Origin of the sequence: Colwellia sp. MB3u-41, from assembly GCF_014076845.1 — a bacterium.
Taxonomy (GTDB): domain Bacteria; phylum Pseudomonadota; class Gammaproteobacteria; order Enterobacterales; family Alteromonadaceae; genus Colwellia_A.
In genome coordinates this window covers 84,785-106,199 of sequence record NZ_JACGUT010000082.1, presented here as the reverse complement: position 1 = coordinate 106,199, position 21,415 = coordinate 84,785, and the positions used below count along the sequence as shown (strand labels likewise).

Here is a 21,415-nt window from a genome sequence, read left to right as displayed (position 1 = left end):
GAACTTCTTATGAAAACACTCTTAGCATTACTTATTCTGTCTTTATCAATGACGGGCTGTGCCAGTATTGAACAGGCAAAAACATTACCTGATGATCCCGATTTTGCGCCAATTATGCCAGAAATGGAAGAAGCGTCAATTATTCCAACGGGTTCACTCTTTAAGGTTAATTATGTCAATAATATCTATTCTGACTCAAAAGCGCACCGTGTTGGAGACATTATTTCAGTTATTTTGAATGAAAGTACCCAAGCGCAAAAGAGCGCTAAAACAGAGTTGAAAAAAGAAAACGGTGCCAGCTTAGACCCTATTATTGGTTTAGGTGGTGGTGCAGTAAACTTTAAAAATGATGCGATACAATTTGGCTATAATCAAGATTCTAATTTTAAAGGTGATTCAAAATCTAATCAAGGCAATAGCTTAAGTGGTGATATTTCTGTTCATGTTTTGCGAGTTTTACCGAACGGTAATTTGATGATCCGTGGTGAAAAATGGATGAGCTTAAATAACGGTGATGAATTTATTCGTTTAACCGGTGTTATTCGCGCACAAGATATTAGCGCAGGTAATACCATCATCTCTAGTAAAATTGCTAATGCTCGCATCGAATATGCAGGCACAGGCACTTTTGCTGATGTACAAGAACAAGGTTGGTTATCGAGTTTCTTTACTAGCTCTTGGTGGCCACTGTAGCGTTAACTCAACGTAGACTTTCAATAGGTATTATTATGAAAAATCTTCCGACAAACATAAAAGTGACTTTATTAGTTGTATCACTTTTACTTAGCTCGATGAGCTATGCGCAACGAATCAAAGATTTAGCCGATGTTGCAGGTGTGCGCAGTAATCAGCTAATAGGGTACGGTTTAGTGGTTGGTTTACCTGGGACAGGTGAACAAAGTCCTTTTACAGAGCAAAGTTTTAAAACGATGTTAAGTAATTTTGGTATTACTATGCCAGCAAATTTAAAACCAAAGATTAAAAACGTTGCTGCGGTGGCTGTTCATGCCGAATTACCTGCGTTCACTAAACCTGGGCAAAGAATAGATATTACTGTTTCCTCTATGGGCAGTGCTCAAAGTTTGCGTGGCGGTACATTAATACAAACTATTTTGATGGGTATTGATGGAAATGCTTATGCGGTAGGTCAAGGTAGTTTAGTCGTTAGTGGCTTGGGTGCAGAAGGTTTAGATGGTTCAAAAGTTATTGTAAATACGCCAACAGTTGGTCGTATTCCAAATGGTGCTACGGTCGAACGAGAAGTTATTTCACCTTTTACTAACGGTGATTATATTACTTTTAATCTTCGAGATTCTGACTTTAGTAGTGCGAGAAGTCTAGAACGAGTCATTAATAGTGAATTCGCTAATATTAATGATCCGGCAACTTTTATTGCACGTGCTATAGATGCAACCTCAATTCAAGTGAACGCACCAAGAGATGCAAGCCAAAGAGTGAGTTTTTTGGCAGCATTAGAAAACCTAGAGTTTGAGCCTTCACGTCCAGCCGCAAAAGTTATTGTCAACTCAAGAACCGGCACTATCGTTATCGGTTCTGATGTGCGTTTGTTACCAGCAGCCATCACTCATGGTGGGATCACCGTTACGATTAATGAAACTCAAGATGTCTCCCAGCCTAATGCCTTTGCTGATGGTAATGCCGTTGCAACAAATCAATCGATAGTCAACGTTAACAAAGACGATAACAGAATGTTTGTTTTTAACCCCGGTGTAAGCTTAGATACCCTGGTTCGTGCTATTAACGAAATTGGCGCTGGCCCTGGTGATGTTATGGCAATATTAGAAGCCTTATCACAATCGGGTGCACTTCGAGGAGAATTGATCATTATTTAATGATCATTATCGCTTATGACTTCACCGACTCAATCTTCATTATCTTCATTTTCACCGCAAGCATCGGTGACAGCTAACTCGCAGAATTTCTTAGACATCAATGGCTTGAATTCTATTCGCCAGCAGTCTAAAGAAACTGATAAAGGCTCCAAAGATGCAGCATTGCAGACAGCTGCTAAGCAGTTTGAAGCGATTTTTATGCAAATGCTGATGAAAAGCATGCGTAAAGCGCAAGAGGTTTTAGAGTCGGATAGTCCATTTAATTCTGAAAGTACAAAATTCTACCGTGATATGCACGACCAACAAATGTCACTAGAGTTATCAAATAATGGCTCATTAGGTTTATCTGATTTAATTGTTCGCCAATTAGGGGGTGATACTGAAAGTTTTACCCCACAGTCTTTTTTACGCAGCGATACTCGCTTTAGTAAAAATAATGGCTTATTAACTGAAGATGTTAATCAAGGAAAATCTATTGTCGCAGAAGGGATCCTTATTTCTGCAAAAGATCGTCAAACTAATGACTCTGGCGATCATCAAGCTAACAACCAAAACACATTATTTAGTATGCCACAACGCGCCCCGTCATCATTAAATGGTACGAGTGTGTTAAATGATAAACCATCAGTTTATGAAACACTTGCACTACAAGAACCTCAGTATAAGCAACCGAAAGATTTTGTAACTGCATTGGTCAAAGACGCTAAACGTGTTGAAGAAAAGCTTAATGTACCTTTTGAAGTGGTTATTGCTCAGGCGGCATTAGAAACTGGCTGGGGACAAAAAATCATCAAAACTGAAAATGGTCAAAGTTCTAATAACCTATTTAACATCAAAGCAGATAAACGTTGGGATGGCGACAAAACCAATAAAGAAACACTTGAATTCGAACAAGGTGCAATGGTTAAAAAACGTGAACCGTTTAGAGTCTATGAAAGCATTGGTGACAGTGTTAATGACTATATTCACTTCCTTTCAAATAGCGACCGCTATAAAGACGCATTAGATAAAGCTAGCGATGAAAAAACCTTTTTAAACGGCTTGCAACAAGCAGGTTATGCCACTGATCCTAGTTATGCTAAAAAAATATTGAGTACATTAAATACAGTTAAGAAACTGCTTCAATAGTTTTTTTATTCTTAGTATTGATATCTGAGCTTCCAGTGAGAAGTTTCATGGATATAGGTATTACCTCCATTTACAATTTTTTTCTCTCATAATTCCTGACTTTATTTTTCTTGGCATTATTTATGCATACAAGTAGCTATTGGTCGTGTTAATTCACTTAGTTTTGACACTTTTTAGTTAATAATTTAAATGATATGCATGGACGTTTAGTCTTACTTATTGTTTAGGAGTTTATGTTATGGCTGTCAGTTTGTATCAAACAGGTGTAAGTGGTCTATTGGCTGCTCAGCAACACTTAGCGACGACGGGCCATAATATCTCCAATGTTAATACTGATGGTTACACTGTTCAGCGTGGTGAGCAAGCTGCTTCAATAGGAGATACAAGTGGACGGAATTATATAGGAACTGGAACGTATGTTTCTGACATTTCAAGAGTATTCAGTTCATTTACTTATAAAGAGCAAACAGTTACAGCAAACAACGCAAGTTATAGTAGCAAACTTAGTAGTCAGCTTAATGAACTTGATCAAACCATGAGTATTTATGGTGGCCAGGTTGAATCCTCTTTAGACAATTTTTACCGTTCATTACATAGTATTTCAGATAAACCAGAAGATACTTCTCTACGAAAAATGGCATTAGATCAAGCGCAAACAATAACAAATGATATTAAAAATCTACAAGGACGAATAACAGGAACTCAGAAGTTAATTAATAATGAGTTTTCTCAAATGGCTGACCGTATATCTATGCTTGCAGTAGACATTAGCAAAATTAATAGCAAAATATCTTCTAGTTACAGCGAGAATAATGTCGGGCAAAATAATGATTTATTAGACCAAAGAGAACGCTTGTTAAGCGAATTAAATGAACTAGTAAAAGTGGATACAGTAACAGACAAATCTGGTGTTATGACCGTAATGATAGGTAATGGTAAAACATTAGTAGCAGGAATTACGCCTTTATCAATGTATGTAACAGCTGGTGATCCTGATCCATCAGAAAATCAGTTAGCAATTAGTAATGGTAAAAGTACTTTATCATTAGAAGGGAGTTATTTAGGTGGACAATTAGGTGCTTTAGCTGACTTTAGAGGCACTCATCTAAAAAGAGCTTCATCTGAAATTGATCTTCTTGCTGTGGGAATTAGCCAAACAATAAACCAGTCACAATCTGAAGGGTTAGATTTAAACCAGCTTCAGGGTACTGATATTTTTTCTGATATTAATAGTGGAGCTCTGCCAACAGAACGTGTTTTAGCACACTCGGCTAATAATGTTAGTAACCCGACTCCATTGATTGCTCAAGTAACTATTACTGACGTTTCTCAATTATCTACAGATGAATATGAAGTCATCTATGATGGTGCTAATTACAATTTAAACAACCTAACGACGGGGGCATCTAATACTTTGGGTGTAATAGGTGCAGGGCCATTTACTTTACCGGGATTAGGTTTTCAGTTTGAAGAAAATTCGGGAACACCACAAGCAAATGATCGTTTTTTAGTTCGCCCACTACAAAATAGTGCCGAAAGAATGAATATTGAATTGAAAGATCCTCAATCAATTGCGGCAAGCAGCCCTATAGATGTTACGGCTAATGATAATAATGTGAGTTCAGGCTCTGTAACTATTTCAAAAGTTACTGATCCGATTGCAGCTCGTACACAAGTTATGGCTACATTTCCATCATTAACGGTTGATGTTTATGAAGATAATCTTTCACCAGGAATATTCCAATATAGAGTATTTGATACATCCAGCCCACCACCTGCTGCTCCTTTAGCTTCAGGTTCATACCTTACTGGTGGTACTGCTACTGTTGCACTGTCTGGTTATGAAATTGAAATTACAGGAAAACTCTCGGGTTTAGGGACTGATGCCAGAGAAAAATTTGTTATTGGTGATGCTTTTGGTGTTGGCAATGGTAACAATATGTTGGATATGGCAGGAACACAAAATTCCAGCGTTTTAAATGATACACAGACGTTTTCTCAATTTCTGACAAGTAGTGTTTCTGTTGTCGGCTCGGAAGCTGCATCATTAGAAAGTCAATTGGAAACGGACGTCGCCATGGCTAACCAAGCAATTAGTCGGCATCAGTCTATTTCAGGTGTAAACCTCGATGAAGAAGCAGCGAACATGTTGAAATATCAAAAGGCATATCAAGCTTCAGCGAAAGTCATCAGTATTGCTAACACTCTATTTGACACTATTTTGTCATCACTTCGTTAGAAGGTATTAATTATGAGAATTTCTACTTCACAGTTTTATCAAATTAGCGCCAACAGCATGAGTAAAATGCAGTCTGACTTACAAGATCAGGTTAAATATTTGTCTGCAGGCAAACAAGTTCTAACCGCTAAAGATGCGCCAATACAAAATATATCGTTAGGTGGCATTAAAGAAGAGTTACGTTCAATTGAACGTTTTGAAACGAATATTACGCAGGCGGTAAATCATAACAACCGACAGGAAGTTTCGTTGTCCAATACCCAAGACGTATTGATGCAAGTTCAAGACATTTTTATTCAGGCTAATAATGGTGCATATGATGATGAGAATTTGAAATCTTTGTCTGCGCAGCTTAAATCAAACCTAGAACAATTAGTAGATATAGCCAACACAAAAAACGAAACCGGAGAATATATCTTCTCGGGGTTTCAAGTCGATCAACGTCCTTTTAGTGCTGGACCTGATAATCAGGTTACCTATTTAGGTGATAATAAAATCGCTGAATTGCAAATTTCTACAAATATTCGGGTGACTAAAAATACACCTGGCGATGATATATTCATGAACATTGATAATAGTGTTGGAGACTTTATTCCCAGTGCTATTCAAAACCTGACACCACCTGCGGACCCTGATCCAGAAGAACCTTATATTTACGTTGAAAGTGCTAAAATTGTTGATCGACAAGCTTATAACGCGGCAGCAATGACACCCAACTTAACCTTTGATTTTACAGATACAGATGCTGACGGTGTGGTTGACGACGTTACTATAACCGATGGTGCAGCCGTGGTATCTCACGGGCCAGTTCCCTTTATTGCAGGGCAAACGATTGCCTTCAATGGTATGGAAGTTGAGTTAGACGGCAACCCGTTGCCGGGGGATCAGTTTTCGCTCACACCACAAGAAAAAGTAAGTGTGTTTGATACGTTAAAGTCAGCTATTGATTGGATTGATAACTCTATTGAAGGTACTGATGATCCAAAACAACTTCAAGTTGATTATAAGTACTTACTAACACAACTTGATGGTGCTTTTGGTCACATAACAAGTAAAAGAGCTGAAGTGGGTATAACTCTAAATAAGATTGACGTACAGCGTAATGTCGCCCTGGACTTAAGTGTGATGCTGCAATCATCTAGAGGGAAAATAGAAGATTTAGATTTTGCTAGTGCAGTGTCTTTATTTGAACAGCAAAAAATGTCACTACAGGCAACACAGCAAACATTTAAACAAATTGAAGGGTTAAGTTTATTTAATTACATTTAACTGATTTTGGCATAGCTATTGCTTATCTAAACGTAAGGATGAGTTATCGACAGAATAATGTCCACTAGACTGTCGGGATAAGTTAATAATCACTTAAGAAGTAGATGATGAAAATTTATGGGTTAATTAACTCTCTAGAGTACAACCCTCTGTTAGTAAAACAGAAGCTTGAAATATATAAGCTTCTAATAGCATTTTAAATAATTAGGAGCACTATTATGGCTTTATCAGTAGTAACAAATACCGCGTCATTAAACGCACAACGGAACTTAAGTAAATCAGGTGAAGGTTTAGCAACATCAATGCAACGCTTATCATCAGGTATGCGTATCAATAGCTCGAAAGATGATGCAGCAGGTATGCAAATTGCTAATCGCCTGACCTCACAGATTAACGGCTTAGGTGTTGCGCAGCGTAATGCTAACGATGGCATTTCAATGGCGCAAACGGCTGAAGGTGCAATGCAAGAATCTTCTGCTATTTTACAACGTATGCGTGACTTATCTTTACAATCAGCGAATGGCTCAAATGGTTCAGAAGATAGAGCTGCCCTGCAGAAAGAAATGGGTGCATTGCAGCAAGAATTAACACGTATCGCTGAAACAACTAAATTTGGCGCAACGAGTTTATTGGATGGTACTTTTGGTACTAAGCAATTCCAAGTAGGCGCTAATGCTAATGAAACGATTAATGTCTCTTTGGGTAATACATCAGCTGATGCGATTGGCGCTCATGAAATTAAAGGTCCTGGCGCAGTTGCATCTCTTGGTTTAGGTGACGTACAAACTACTTCGCTAGATAATAACCATAATACAACGGCAGATACATTAAATATAAATGGTTCAACAATGGCTGTGGGTGCGGGATCTGGTGCAGCGACCATTGCTGATACTATCAATGGTTTAGGTAATGGCGTTAATGCTGAAGCAAAGCTAGAAACAAATATTTCTGGTATCTCAGCTGCAAGTACTGCAGTGATAAACATAGATAAAGGTGCTGCTACCAATGATTCTTACGATTTAGGCACTTATGGTGGAGATTCAGCTCGTTTAGCTGAAGATATGCAGGCTGATGGTTATGATGCGATCTATGATTCCTCCACTGATACCATAACATTTAAAGCAACGGATGTTGATGGTATGGATGTTACTGGGACAGACGGAAGTGGGTTTTCGGTTGGTGGAACTTCAGTTACTACAACGGCTAACCCTATCAGTGTTTCTTCAGAGCTTAATTTATCATCTGCGAATAAAATTGGTATTTCAGGCTCTACTGCTAATGAAATTTTTGGTAAAGGTGGTACAGTAGCTGTTCAATCAACGGGTGGCTCTAGTGGCTTGTCTAGCGTTGAGTCAATTGATATTTCAGGTGTCGATTCCGCTGGTGCTCAATCAGCGCTTAAAACTATTGATGCGGCATTAGCTCAAATTGATTCTAGTCGTGCTGATTTAGGTGCGGTGCAAAATCGTTTTAGTCATACCATTAGTAATTTAGCGAATGTTGCAGAAAATGTAACAGCCTCTCGAAGCCGTATTCAAGATACTGATTTTGCTTCTGAAACTGCCCAAATGACTAAAAACCAAATATTACAGCAAGCTGGAACGACTATTTTATCGCAAGCTAATCAAATACCACAAGCGGCTACCAGTTTACTCGGTTAAGCTAAAAGCTAATGTTATTAATAATATAAAGTATTATGAGAATAAAGGAGGCCAAATGGCCTCCTTTTTTATTGGCTTTTATTTATGAGTACTAATTTTAGCTAGGCTAGGGAAGTTATTGACGGTTTTTAATTCAAACTGAAATTTGAAATAGAATAATAATGTCAATTTAATGGCTATAAAGTAAGCAATAATGTTTGTCGTTATGTATGCACAGTATATCGTTTTTTTTTATTTTAAGTCGTTGTTATTTAAGGCTTAAGATTTATTGGCCTACTTTGTGCTAACTGTATAAGTATGAAAGAAGCTAACGAGTTGTAACGAGCTTCTATGTGTAAAAATATTAGGAGAACATTATGGCCTTATCAGTTATAACGAATACGGCATCATTAAATGCGCAAAGAAACTTGTCTAAATCGGGAGAGGGCTTAGCAACATCCATGCAGCGCCTATCATCGGGTATGCGTATTAATAGTGCAAAAGATGATGCAGCAGGTATGCAGATTGCGAACAGATTAACTTCGCAAGTCAATGGGCTTGCGGTTGCTCAGCGTAATGCTAATGATGGTATATCGATGGCGCAAACGGCAGAAGGTGCAATGCAAGAGTCATCAAGTATTTTACAGCGGATGCGAGATCTGTCTTTGCAATCAGCAAATGGCTCAAATAGTGCTGACGACAGGTCAGCATTACAGAAAGAGATGGGGGCTTTGCAGCAAGAGCTTACCCGTATTTCAGAAACAACAAAGTTTGGCTCAACCAGCTTGCTTGATGGAAGTTTTGGTACAAAACAATTCCAAGTGGGGGCGAATGCTAACGAAACGATTAATGTCACATTAGGTAATATGGCTGCCGACAGTATCGGAGCACACCAAATCAGGGGTGGAGGCACTACAGGTACACCCGCTACTAATATTGGTGATGTTGAGGCGGCACTATTACCTGCAAATATGGGAACAACAGGTGATACTTGGAGTATAAATGGTACCTCAGTCACCTATGCGGGTGGCGATGGTGCCTCAAGTATAGCCAAAAAAATCACTGATGCTTCAACGGGTGTAAACGCCCAAGCCGTGTTAAAAACACGTATTCAAGGTCTTTCAACGGCAGACGCAGGTACATTTAATATTTTTAAGGAGGGTAGCATAGAGGACACCTTTCAGTTAGCTTCGTATGGCGGAGATATGGAGCGTTTAACCGAAGACTTACAAGCTGCTGGGTATAACGCTGTATTTGATGGAACCCTAAACGGTGGGCTTGGCGCTATTGATGTTGTTGCGACGGATATTGACGGTTTTGAAGTTACGGCTTCAGCAGTGGGTTCTATTGAAATGGGACCTGCTGGAAGTATGCTTACTTCGGGTGCAGGCCCCCTTTCTCATTCAGCCGAATTACAATTATCGTCATCAGACAAAATTGGCATCTCAGGTGCTACGGTAAATCAAATACTAGGCCAAGGTTTTGGTGGCAATAACATCACTGCTACGGGTGGTTCAAGTGCTTTGAACTCAGTTGAATTTATCGATATTTCAGGTGTTACTTCTGAAAACTCTCAGTCGGCTGTTGAGGTGATTGATGCGGCCTTGGCGCAAATTGATTCTAACCGGGCAGCGCTGGGTGCGGTACAAAATAGGTTTAGCCATACCATTAGCAACTTGGCGAATGTACAAGAGAATGTTTCAGCATCTCGAAGTCGAATTCAAGATACGGACTTTGCTAAAGAAACTGCTGTTATGACCAAAAACCAGATATTACAACAAGCTGGCACAAGTATTTTGTCGCAAGCGAATCAAATACCACAATCGGCAATTAGCTTGTTGGGTGGTTAACTTCAACTTTTACTATAGTACGCCTCTAAGTTTTATACAAAACCAAGCATTTAACGTGCTTGGTTTTTTTATACAAATTAAAACTTAAATATATGAAATATAAAACACTTGAGCTGAAATAATGATGTTTTATACTACATTGTTTTTAAATGGAAAATACACTAACGAACGACTGATGCAATTTTATTTTAGGGTTTACATTATTTTTTTTATTTATTTTGACAAAAAAAACTAAAGTTAATTTATAGGCTGCCGTTAACTTATGTAGAATGGAGCTGTATTGATTGATTTATTGGTAACCTTACCGACAAGTCAACGGCTTCTGGTTCATATAACTAACTAAATATTACATTTTGTAATCAGGAGTTTATCATGGCTTTATCAGTAATCACGAATACAGCGTCATTAAACGCACAACGTAACTTAAGTAAATCAGGTGAAGGTTTAGCAACGTCAATGCAACGTTTATCATCAGGTATGCGTATTAACAGCGCAAAAGATGACGCAGCTGGCATGCAAATTTCTAATCGTTTAACCTCTCAGGTTAATGGTTTAGGTGTTGCTCAGCGTAACGCTAACGATGGTATTTCAATGGCGCAAACGGCTGAAGGTGCAATGCAAGAATCTTCGGCGATATTACAACGTATGCGTGATTTGTCTTTACAATCAGCTAACGGTTCTAATGGTGCTGATGACCGAGCAGCACTTCAAAAAGAAGTGGGCGCTCTACAGCAAGAATTAACACGTATTGCTGAAACTACACAATTTGGCTCAACTAAACTACTTGATGGTGATTTTGGTACTAAACAATTTCAAATTGGTGCAAATGCTAATGAAACAATCAATGTGACATTGGGCGATGTTTCTGCTGATGCGATTGGCGCTCATGAAATTAAAGGTCCTGGTGCAGTTGCATCTCTTGGTTTAGGTGACGTACAAACGGTTTCGTTAGATAATAACCATAATACAACCGCAGATACGATAAATCTAAATGGTTCAACGATGGCTGTGGGTGCGGGCACTGGCGCAGCGACCATTGCTGATACTATCAATGGTTTAGGTAATGGTGTTAATGCCGAAGCAAAGTTAGAAACAAGTATTTCTGGTATCAACGCCGCAAGTACTGCAGTGATAAACATAGATAAAGGTGCTGCTACCAATGATTCTTACGATTTAGGCACTTATGGCGGAGACTCAGCCCGTTTAGCTGAAGACATGCAAGCCGATGGTTATGATGCTGTCTATGATTCCGCCACTGATACCATAACATTTAAAGCAACGGATGTTGATGGTATGGATGTTACTGGGACAGACGGAAGTGGGTTTTCGGTTGGTGGAACTACAGTTGGTACAACGGCTAACCCTATTAGTGTTTCTTCAGAGCTTAATTTGTCATCTGCGAATAAAATCGGTCTTTCAGGCTCTACTGCTAATGAACTTTTTGGTAAAGGTGGTACAGTAGCTATTCAATCAACGGGTGGTTCTAGTGCCTTAAGTAGCGTTGAGTCAATTGATATTTCAGGTGTAAATTCTGATGGAGCTCAGTCAGCACTTAAAACTATTGATGCGGCATTAGCTCAAATTGATTCTAGTCGAGCTGATTTAGGTGCGGTGCAAAATCGTTTTGGCCATACCATTAGTAATTTAGCTAACGTTCAGCAAAATGTATCAGATTCACGTAGCCGAATTCAAGATACTGATTTTGCTTCTGAAACCGCACAAATGACTAAGAATCAAATACTACAGCAAGCAGGTACGTCAATTTTGGCTCAGTCTAACCAGTTACCACAAGCGGCATTAAGCCTTATTGGTTAGTCGTTAATAGTTTTTAGGTTCAGGTTTAACCTAATCGAAGAAAAAGGAAGGAGCCCAATACTCCTTCCTTTTGTGCTTTTAAAATTAAAAGCACCGTTCATTGAACATGCTCTAATACAATGTTTTTTGCAAGATACTTGTAGCAGAGTATAACTAGATTTAAAGTGGGAGATATACAATGACTGCCATTCCAAATAGTACAGACATAGATTTATCTGGTTTAAAATCAGAGATGAAACATGATGTTAATTCATTCGTTAAAGTGGATGAAACCAAAAAAGATGAAATTGTAAAAGATGAACGAGTAAGTCAACAAGAAAGTGAAGATATAACGTATAGTAAACCTTTAAACAGTAAACAACTGGAAAAAGTGGCGCAGCAATTGCAGGATTTTGTTGGTGAATTAAATCGAAATTTAGAGTTTTCGGTAGACAAGGACTCGGGTCGCGACGTTATTAAAGTATTTGATAAGGGCACAGGTGACTTGATTAAGCAATTTCCTTCTGAAGAAGTACTTACGTTAGTGTCTAAACTGTCTGAAATGGTTGGCGGCTTTGTTAACACAAAAGTTTAAGTTAACACGTTAAAATAAGGATAATAATTATGGCGAGCATATCATTCACAGGAATAGGTTCTGGCCTTCAAGTCAGTGAAATAGTCGAAGCCATAGTTAATGCTGAAAAAGTTCCTTATGAATCGCGCGCAGCGCGTAAACAAGGTGCTTATACGACTGATATTTCTGCTGTAGGTGCCTTGAAGTCTTCACTGGAAGATGTCACAGCAGCCTTAGATAGTTTAGGAAATGTTGATGAATACCAGAAGCGTGCAATTACAGGGAGAGATGATTTTGTAAGTCTTTCTTCTGATAAAGAAGCTGAGGTAGGTAATTATTCAGTTAAAGTTGAAGCGTTAGCCACTCACCATAAATTACTGTCTTCAGCTATTGGCGCTGAAGAGGCTGTAGGAGAAGGTACTCTTTCGATAGCTTCGGGGGATAATGCCTTTGATATTGCGGTATCAGATACCGCCACGTTAAGTGAAATTCGTGATGCGATAAATGACAGTACTGATAATTCTACGGTTAGCGCGACTATTATTACTGACGATTCAGGCCAACATTTAGTGTTAAATAGCAAAAGTACAGGGTTAGATAATGCTATTACCGTTAATGTAGATGATACGGGTGATGTCAATAATAGTGACACTGCTGGTTTATCACGCTTAGCTTCCGACGCTACGAATAAATTAACCTCTGTAAATGGCTTTACTTCAACTGACACAACCGGATCTGGCACATTATCCTTTACCTCTAACGGTAATAGTTTTGATGTTACTGTTGGTGGTGCTGATACATTAGAAGACATCATGGGGGCAATTAATGATAACGGCGCAAACAGTTCAGTTAAAGCAAGTATATTCACCGATAACACAGGTGACCATCTGGTCTTTAGTAGCAGAGAATCGGGAAGTACTCATGCTATTACTGTAACCGCCGTAGATGATGATGGCGATAATAATGATACTGCTGGTATTTCACAGTTTGCTTCTGTGAACCAAACTGCCACTGCCAATATTCAAAATATGTCAGAAGTTGATGCGGCCACTGATGCTAAAATTACGATTGATGGAACTATTGTTGTTACGAATAGTACGAATGTTTTTGATTCAGTTATAGATGGTATTACTATTACGGCAAAAAAAGTCCAAGACGTTGATGACGATATCAGTAAGATTACGGTTTCTGAAGATAATAAAAATGTTGCTGCAGGTGTTGAGAGTTTTATCGGAAAATTTAATGCTTTGGTGGATATCAGTAATCAATTAGGTAAATCAGGTGAAGACGGGGCAGGAGCCTTAGCGGGAGATTCATTACTGCGTGGCGTTATGACAAAAATACGTAGTCAATTTAATCGAGAGTTTAGCGCAGGTGATGATACATTTACACTGTCACAACTTGGTATTCGTACTGAGCGCAATGGGCATTTAAGTTTAGATACTGAACAATTAAACAACCATATAGAAGAAAACCCCGATGCAGTACAAAGTTTCTTTATTGGTGGCGATGATGGTAAAACGGGTTTTGTTGCGAGTTTGAAAGAGTTCGTGGGGTTTTATACTGATTCAGACGGTTTAATTCAAAAGCGTATCGATGGAAAAGAGTCTCAAATTACTCGATTAAATTCTGATTTGGTAAGCTTTGGTGAGAAGATGGATTCTTTAGAGGCAAGGTTATTTGCTCAATATAATGCGATGGATTTGTTGGTTTCACAGTTAAATTCAACAAGTTCATATTTAACTTCCCAACTAGACAATATGCCTGGTGTTGTTAAAAAGTCTTAATCATACTATAAAATTATTACTTTAATCTGGTTGTTATAATACGGGTTAAAATAGTTAGTCATAAATTATTTATTTTATGCAGCCTCCTCTGCGGTTATCAATAAGACACCCCAATTTAAAACTTGAATTTAAAGCCCGAATTTAAGCTCAAACGATTAATTTTATATTTTTTTATAGATTTTGGCTTGAATTTTGCTTGGTTTCTCCCATATAACCGTGTGAAAATAGATATAATTAATATATCAGCCGATAAGCTGGAGCAATCAATGGAAGACCAATTAGTTACAATTCAAAAAATGTTACTTCATACAACGTTACTTGCAAATCTTAATGCCCTAAAGGTATATATACCCGAAGTTTACGAAGAATTTAAAGATTATCAAATAGAAGGTTCTGGAGTTGCAATCGATGAAACAGGGAGTGCCAATTTTTTCAATAATGATAGATTTGTTTACGATAACCCAATAAATTTTGCAAAGCAGCAAGTTGAACTATTTATTAAACACCCTACGATGATTACTTATGCTTTAGATCATCAAGAAGATGAGAATGTGGTGTTTAAACACGCGGCAGTCTTAAAACAAATTATGCAAAAACGGCAAACTGATGTTAAGGATACAATTAAACGGCCAATAGATGACGATTGTATTGATTTTATTTGTATGATTGGTGCTGGCTTGGGGTATCAAATAGACGAATTATTCAAACAAAAGTCAGTTGTCAATTTTCTGTTGTGTGAGCCATCAAAAGATGCTTTTTTCGCGATGCTTCATTGTATTGAACTTAAGCCTATCATTGAAAAGTGTATAGGCTTAGGAGGGCGGTTTTCTGTTCGTATTGGAGGAAGTGCAGCGGGTATTGTAAATGCGGTTTCAAACATGCTTCATCAACAGGGACATTTCAATTTAAGCCGTTTTTTCCTATATCGCCACTATACGAGTGAAATGACTGATGCAACACTTAAGCTTTTTTATGAAATTGGTCATCGCTGGGGGGCTGGTTGGGGCTTTATGGAAGATGAAATTATTAGTATTACACACACATTAACTAATATTCAGTCTGGTTTTAAAATGTGTAAACAGACAAAAAGTATAGATAATCCTATTGCTGAAAAGCCAGTATTTATTGTTGCTAATGGACCTTCTTTAGATTCAAGCGTTGAGTATTTACAAAAAAATGCAGACAATATTATTATTGTTAGTTGCGGAACGGCCTTAAAAGCACTATTAACATATAATATTAAGCCAGATATTCATGTAGAAATGGAAAGAACAGCAGCATTACTTCCTTTTATTGAAGTGATAGAAAAACAACAAGAAACTCGTGATATTAAACTGAGAGATATTCAAATTATTGCTTTTAACACTGTGTATCCTGAGTTACTAAAGCGCTTCAAAAATCCATTGTTACTGACTAAACTTTCTGATGCTGGTGGTAAACTTATTCAACAATATGACAAACTTGATATGTATGCAGCACCTGAATATAGTAACCCAACGGTGAGTAATACTGCGTTAGCGATTATAACCTCTTTAGGTTTCAAAGAGATTTATTTTATTGGGGTCGATTTAGGGTATAAAAGTCAGACACATCATCATTCTAAAGAAAGTATCTATTATGATGAAGGTTTTACACCTGTTGCTGAACATAATGATGATATGAAAGTTGAAGGTAATTTTTCTGAAAGCGTATTTACCACTTCTATTTTTGATAGCTCTAGAGGAAACATGGAACTGCTCCTTGAAAGTCATCGTATTGCTAATGTTTACAACTGTTCTGATGGAGCAAAGATTCAGTATACAACACCAATGCTTTTAGACGATATTCCATCATTTGATGATTTTGATACTAAAAGCTTATCTTTAGATGAATTATTAGCTAATGCTTTTGATAATCGACAGTTTAACGCAAAAAAACTAGATAAAGCGATTAAACAATCCTTTAAAGAAGTTAAAGTTATTTTAGAGCAGTTAATTGGGTTTACTTCGATGGATATCTCTACCAGAGAAGAGTTATCACAGCAATTTACGCTACAAAATACTTTGCTGATGAAATTAAAGTTTAACAAAAATTATCAAATGAGTTATTGGTTAATACAAGGAACTTTTAGATACTTTCAAGCGTACATCATGACAAATTGTTATTATTATGATGACCTAGAACAGCGAAAAGAGTTTATTAATTTTTGCTTAAATAAATTTAGAAAGCATCTCAATAGTCTTTATAAAGAGTTTTTAACTTCATATAATAAACCATCTAAAATCTAACATAAAAAAATCATAAACAATATGAGATGGCATATTGTTTACATTTACTCATGGGAAATCTTGTTTTTGTGCATTTATTGCACTAACAAGTGTACTGAAATACATTATAGTAATCCCGTTAAAACCTGTTTGTTGAGATAGTTATACCGGGGTGAATTAACTTTAAGGCTCACTTTTAAATAAGCATACTTGGATCAGATCACAGGATTTTCCGTGCAACACAAAGTGATCTTTAAATATCCCATCGTGTTTATAACCCGCACTTAGAAAAGCTTTTGTACTACCAATGTTAGGTTGATAAGCGCGAGCAGATAATTTTCTTAGTTGCAAAGTATTAAAAGCATAATCGCTAACTAATTGTATCGCTTGCTTAGCGTAACCTTTACCCCATACAGTTTTATCACCAATAAATAAACTGATATACCCAACACCATGATGTTTATTAATCCCCCCTATTTTAATATTACCAATATGGCCATTGAGATGGCTTCTAATAGTGAATAAGTGATCACTATGATTTGCTAAAATATCTTCTACAAAACATGTTACTGATGACAGGGTTTGTTGCTGAAAACGCGTTTCTAAATATTGGTTTACTTGAGGATCATTTAACCAGTTTACATAAGTTGAATTAACGTCATTTAGACTAATATACTGTAAGAATACATCACCGTTATGTTTGTTTTTTAATTGCACAATTTTTTCCTCTAAGATGCTAAGAGATTAATATTCTTTCAATATAAAATGCTTCTGCCTTTTCAAAGCCATTTGTCGCTCCCCGCAGTGTTCCTAGTGCTTCAATACAGGGTAAACTACGACTGTGAGGGAAATCCCTTAATTCTTGAGCATAACATTGTAATGCTTGTTGTTTTTTTTCCCAGAAATGAGATGAATTGACAAAGTATTGTGGGTTAAATGTAGGAGTACTCGGTGAACTCCATTCTGTACTCGATAGCACTTCGAAAGACAAAATAGTGTGAACTGTTGAGTTACGTTGAGGACGACATGCTGTCATTACAGCTGAATGAGTGAGTTGATGGTCAATGTTTAAATCATATGCGTAATGAGTGTAAATAGTATCAGGATTTCGGTGCTCAATGACCGACTCAACAGCTTTAACAAGTTGAATGAGCGGTACGGTATCCATGCTGTTATCTGGAAAATCAAAAAAATGCAAATTGGTAACACCGAGTATTTTCATAGCCTTTTGAGCGGCTAAATGGCGTTCTTTACAAGCGGAATTAGTACTATTAGAGCGAGAAGAAACACCATCTGTCATAAACATTACATTAACGGTATCGCCATTAGCGGTATGCCTAGCAATAGTGGCTCCCATTCCTAATGTTTCATCATCACTATGGGCAACGACGATAAGTATGTTTTTCATGGTGAGTTCCTTAATATTTTCAAACTTTTATCGCCATGGTGCAGTAAAAGATCGAGCAAAGATAAATGTGAACTAAATTCTGCTTTAAATTGTTGATAATGTGGGTGTTTGTAGTCTTGATATTCAACACTAACATTAGCTTGAACAAATGTATTTAGATTTAAATAATTACGACCAAGTGTGCCAGAAATATAATGGTCAGCGTCATATTTCTGGCAAATCTCTAACACCAGATCAGACTTTGTTCGTTGCCAATTAACCTCGCTACTGAAACTTATAGTGGTGTTAATACCTAAAGCTTTAACAAAAAAGCGTAACTGTGCTTTTAATAAATCGTTTAATTTCAGCCAAGGTTGTTGATAAAAGAATGCAAGTTCATCATGATATTTTTCAAAGAAAGGTGCTTTTTTATAGCTAAAATAAATACTTTGCCAATGTTTTTTTTGCCATTTTTTTTGTTCACTTATAGTTAGGTTATTAATGGCTAATTGGCCAAATCCACCTGAAGTTTTTATTGGCACTGTTAATATTAAAGATCCATTAGACGTTTGTATTTTATTACGATTGATCATGGCGTTTTTTTCGAATTGTACATGATCTAGTACTACGTGATGATCGCTATTGGATATACGTTCAAAATATCCCAACCAAGGTAAATAGGCCGGTTGGTTAATCGATATTATTTTTTTTGCTTTAATGGTGAGACTCATCTAATTATCTTAAAAATTTTTGACATAACATCGCTATTTCCTCTGCTTCTCGCAAAGTAAGCGTCGGATATATTGGTAAAGAAACTGTATTGTTTGCGAGTTTAATCGCATTTTGGGTTGCAGCCAATAGTTCCCAATCTTCAATCGGAACAATAGCACTAATATTATGCTCAGCGAGATGCGCAATTAAAGCCTTGGCTTTCGGTGTAATAAGTACAGCACGATAACGTACAGAAATAAATTCTTCTCCACTATTAATACTCCCATTAAGCAAAGGTAAATTTGCTCGTTGATATAGTTGATAAATTAGAGCTCTTTTGTCAATAAATAATGGTAATTTTCTTAATTGAACACGACCTATTGCAGCTTGTATTTCAGTTAATGGAAAATTGAAGTGCTCTTGACCATCTGCATTTGTATCAAAAGCTAAATAATTTCTAATGGCATCAATGTAGTCTTTGTTTTTACTAACGACCATGCCACCTTGACCACCACTGGTTATTAACTTTGTTGCATAAAATGATAGCACTCCAATATCAGCAATAGTACCTAAAGCCTTGCCATTAATACTTGCTCCTAATGCTTGTGCAATATCTTCAATAATATGCCCTGAAAAATTAGGGAGTTCGCTTGTTTGTCCAAATATATAGGGATAAATTAACGTATCTGCTTGGCTTTTTGCTAATGCTATTGGGCAAATAATAGTCGTATTTTCTTTCGTATCAAGAATGTCGCATTCTGCTTTGGCAAGCTTAGTCGCCTGTTTTAGAGAGTGACAAACATAGGATGGGATTGCTACTTTTTTACTATTTAATGCGGTTAATGCTAAAAAAAGTGCGGCAGAACCTGTCGATACGGCCACAGCATGACCATGCGGTAAGCCAATAAAATCACATATTTCATTTTCAAAGTGAAAAATATTTTTTGATGATACTAACTGGTTAGATAGCACAATATTTTCGGTCACCTTCACTTCTTCCTGCCCTAAAGAGGGTCTGTTATGTGGGATCATATTTTGTGAGTCGACTATCATCGTTTATCTGTGTAATTCATTTGTAATCAGAATTTTTTTACAAGCATCAAAGTAATGTCCTGCTTTTACCACCATAGGGTTTCCTATTACCAGTGAATATGGGGGGATCTCTCCACTTTCAACAATTGTTCCCGCGGCAACAACACTATGATGTCCAATTTTAGCACCACCTTTTATGACTGAATGTGAGCCAATGAAAACATTATGCTCAATGATAATATCTTTACGTACAACACAATCACTAATTCCTAAAGTCAATTTATGGGAGTCTGCCGAATTAATAGCTACAAAGGAGGCAATATCACAATTTTCACCAATACTTACGTTGCAACCAGTCGCATTAACTTCTGACATACCACCAATGTAAACATTTATACCTATTTGTGGATTGCCATTAATCCACACCAAAGGATGAAACTTATTTTTTTTAAAATGCGTTAACTTTTCAAAAAGGGATCTAAAAATATTTATATGCATTGCAACTCTTTAATTTTGGCAGTTATAGGTATTGAAAACTTCTACTAACACGTCAGCCATAAAAAAATTATTGGCTGACGCTTTCCCAAGTAATTGAATATTTTCAATGTTTTCATTGACACAGTTTTTTTGCCGAGATAATTCATTAACAAAATCATTGGTAAATGCAGGAAAACCATCATTGGTTATCACCGTGGATCGGTAAAGTGTATTTGTTGAAAGGGTAATAATACCCATGGTTTTCAATTCAGCTAAAATATTGTTTTCCATTTGTAATATTTCACTATTAGTAATGTCATTATTTAACTTATCATTTGATAGTACTTCGACAGTACAGCGGTTAGGGCCATTGATTTCACCTGCTTCTGCAATATTTGAATATAATGTTATTCTAAAGCTTTTCATGTTTGGATCATTACAATAGACATGAAAGTTATGGGTATCAAATGGCTGATCAAAAACAAAATTATGTAAAATTACACGACTAAAACTCGGCTTGTATTTAGATGTAAAGTCTAATCCAGCAAGTTTTATTAGAGGAAAGAGCGGTGCTGTCCAAATAAGATTTTCGACCTCTATTCTTGGATATTCATGGTTTGAAAGGGTTAAGGTATTTATTTTATTTTTGTTATAACAAATACTATTTATTTTAGTATTTAGTAAAAATTTAACATTAAGAGCGGTCGCTTTTTCAACTAAATCGTCTACCCATAAACCGATACCTTTACCATGCTTAGGATAGTAATTATTGAGTGATGAAACACCTTCATTATAGCTTTCAAAACCTAATATATTATCTAACAGAGGCGTTTTTTTTAACGTTTTCATCATTTGAGCTGGACCTATGATTAAACGATTGTAGCCAAATAGTTGTAAAGCTGAAGGATGAATATCCTCTAGTTCTTTATTTATTAATTTTTTCATTAAGGGCTTAAATAACTTTTCGGTAAAAGTTTCACCATACATATCGTAACAATATTCTTGTAAGTTATTGGCCTGCTTTGCTTTTTTATGATCTGCTGATAGCAGTTGATAGGTTGCTTTTTCTAATACACTTTCTGGTAGCGCACGAGCATACAGAAGTTGTGACATTTTATGATAATAACCATTCACCACATTTCCTGACTTGAGAATAGGTAATGTTGACCAATTGTTAGACGGCATTGTTGGCATTAAAATTTCATCAAGTTCTTTAATGCCTGTTTCACCTAAAATATGGGTACCATAGTCAAACTCATATCCTTGAGAAGATTTTATGGATTTTAATAATCCTCCACATTTATCTTCTGTCTCAATTAAACAAACAGAATCATCCGGGTTCTGCTTTTTAATTAAAATGCTCGCCAGCAAGCCTGCTATTCCTCCGCCAACTATTGTATGTTTAAATTTTTTCATTACTATTCCCGT

General features: G+C 36.8%; 17 protein-coding genes and 2 pseudogenes. 13 read left to right on the top strand and 6 right to left on the bottom strand.

What is annotated here, in order from left to right; translation table 11 throughout:
• Positions 1–9 precede the first annotated feature (9 nt).
• From flgH to H4J73_RS14205, 13 genes and pseudogenes are all read left to right on the top strand, one after another.
• Positions 10–693 carry a flagellar basal body L-ring protein FlgH gene (gene flgH, locus H4J73_RS14255; RefSeq protein ID WP_182176991.1) on the top strand — a complete coding sequence of 228 codons (684 nt, stop codon included), beginning with the start codon at positions 10–12 and terminating at the stop codon, positions 691–693.
• A 35-nt stretch (positions 694–728) separates the two neighbouring features.
• Positions 729–1,853: a flagellar basal body P-ring protein FlgI gene (locus H4J73_RS14250; protein ID WP_182176990.1), complete on the top strand. Its 1,125-nt coding sequence runs from the start codon at positions 729–731 to the stop codon at positions 1,851–1,853.
• Positions 1,854–1,868: 15 nt separating this feature from the next.
• Positions 1,869–2,981 (top strand): flagellar assembly peptidoglycan hydrolase FlgJ, encoded by a 1,113-nt coding sequence (gene flgJ, locus H4J73_RS14245; protein ID WP_182176989.1) that lies wholly within the window; start codon positions 1,869–1,871, stop codon positions 2,979–2,981.
• Between the two features lie 238 nt (positions 2,982–3,219).
• Entirely contained in the window at positions 3,220–5,220 is a 2,001-nt protein-coding gene (gene flgK / locus H4J73_RS14240; protein ID WP_182176988.1) for a flagellar hook-associated protein FlgK, read from the top strand.
• Positions 5,221–5,232: 12 nt separating this feature from the next.
• Positions 5,233–6,489 (top strand): flagellar hook-associated protein FlgL, encoded by a 1,257-nt coding sequence (gene flgL, locus H4J73_RS14235; RefSeq protein WP_182176987.1) that lies wholly within the window; start codon positions 5,233–5,235, stop codon positions 6,487–6,489.
• Positions 6,490–6,707: 218 nt separating this feature from the next.
• Positions 6,708–7,118: pseudogene (locus H4J73_RS21030) on the top strand (flagellin); the annotation flags it as partial.
• A gap of 219 nt (positions 7,119–7,337) precedes the next feature.
• Positions 7,338–8,150, top strand: coding sequence for a flagellin (locus tag H4J73_RS21025; RefSeq protein ID WP_404851830.1), 813 nt, complete (start codon positions 7,338–7,340; stop codon positions 8,148–8,150).
• Between the two features lie 356 nt (positions 8,151–8,506).
• Positions 8,507–8,869 (top strand): annotated as a pseudogene (locus tag H4J73_RS21020) (flagellin); the annotation flags it as partial.
• On the top strand, positions 8,852–9,979 hold the full coding sequence (locus tag H4J73_RS14225) for a flagellin (protein ID WP_404851829.1): 1,128 nt from the start codon (positions 8,852–8,854) through the stop codon (positions 9,977–9,979). The pseudogene H4J73_RS21020 and the gene H4J73_RS14225, both read left to right, overlap by 18 nt.
• Positions 9,980–10,351: 372 nt before the next feature.
• Positions 10,352–11,794, top strand: coding sequence for a flagellin (locus tag H4J73_RS14220; RefSeq protein WP_182176984.1), 1,443 nt, complete (start codon positions 10,352–10,354; stop codon positions 11,792–11,794).
• Between the two features lie 178 nt (positions 11,795–11,972).
• On the top strand, positions 11,973–12,368 hold the full coding sequence (locus H4J73_RS14215) for a flagellar protein FlaG (RefSeq protein WP_182176983.1): 396 nt from the start codon (positions 11,973–11,975) through the stop codon (positions 12,366–12,368).
• A gap of 29 nt (positions 12,369–12,397) precedes the next feature.
• Positions 12,398–14,134 (top strand): flagellar filament capping protein FliD, encoded by a 1,737-nt coding sequence (fliD, locus tag H4J73_RS14210; RefSeq protein WP_182176982.1) that lies wholly within the window; start codon positions 12,398–12,400, stop codon positions 14,132–14,134.
• 266 nt (positions 14,135–14,400) lie between these two features.
• Complete coding sequence (locus H4J73_RS14205) at positions 14,401–16,401, top strand: motility associated factor glycosyltransferase family protein (RefSeq protein WP_182176981.1); 2,001 nt, start codon at positions 14,401–14,403, stop codon at positions 16,399–16,401.
• Positions 16,402–16,563: 162 nt separating this feature from the next.
• Here H4J73_RS14205 and H4J73_RS14200 read toward each other — a convergent pair whose 3' ends face one another.
• Genes H4J73_RS14200 through H4J73_RS14175 form a run of 6 tightly spaced genes read right to left on the bottom strand, consistent with a single transcriptional unit; the run spans position 16,564 to position 21,403 of the window.
• Positions 16,564–17,097 (bottom strand): GNAT family protein, encoded by a 534-nt coding sequence (locus tag H4J73_RS14200; protein ID WP_310649688.1) that lies wholly within the window; start codon positions 17,095–17,097, stop codon positions 16,564–16,566.
• Between the two features lie 19 nt (positions 17,098–17,116).
• Positions 17,117–17,788, bottom strand: coding sequence for a PIG-L deacetylase family protein (locus tag H4J73_RS14195; RefSeq protein ID WP_182176980.1), 672 nt, complete (start codon positions 17,786–17,788; stop codon positions 17,117–17,119).
• On the bottom strand, positions 17,785–18,498 hold the full coding sequence (locus H4J73_RS14190; RefSeq protein ID WP_182176979.1) for a WbqC family protein: 714 nt from the start codon (positions 18,496–18,498) through the stop codon (positions 17,785–17,787). Before H4J73_RS14190 ends, H4J73_RS14195 begins: the two co-directional genes overlap by 4 nt.
• A gap of 4 nt (positions 18,499–18,502) precedes the next feature.
• On the bottom strand, positions 18,503–19,531 hold the full coding sequence (locus H4J73_RS14185) for a DegT/DnrJ/EryC1/StrS family aminotransferase (RefSeq protein WP_182176978.1): 1,029 nt from the start codon (positions 19,529–19,531) through the stop codon (positions 18,503–18,505).
• Positions 19,532–19,534: 3 nt separating this feature from the next.
• On the bottom strand, positions 19,535–20,008 hold the full coding sequence (locus tag H4J73_RS14180) for a DapH/DapD/GlmU-related protein (protein WP_182176977.1): 474 nt from the start codon (positions 20,006–20,008) through the stop codon (positions 19,535–19,537).
• Between the two features lie 9 nt (positions 20,009–20,017).
• Positions 20,018–21,403: an NAD(P)-binding protein gene (locus tag H4J73_RS14175; RefSeq protein ID WP_182223643.1), complete on the bottom strand. Its 1,386-nt coding sequence runs from the start codon at positions 21,401–21,403 to the stop codon at positions 20,018–20,020.
• Positions 21,404–21,415 lie beyond the last annotated feature (12 nt).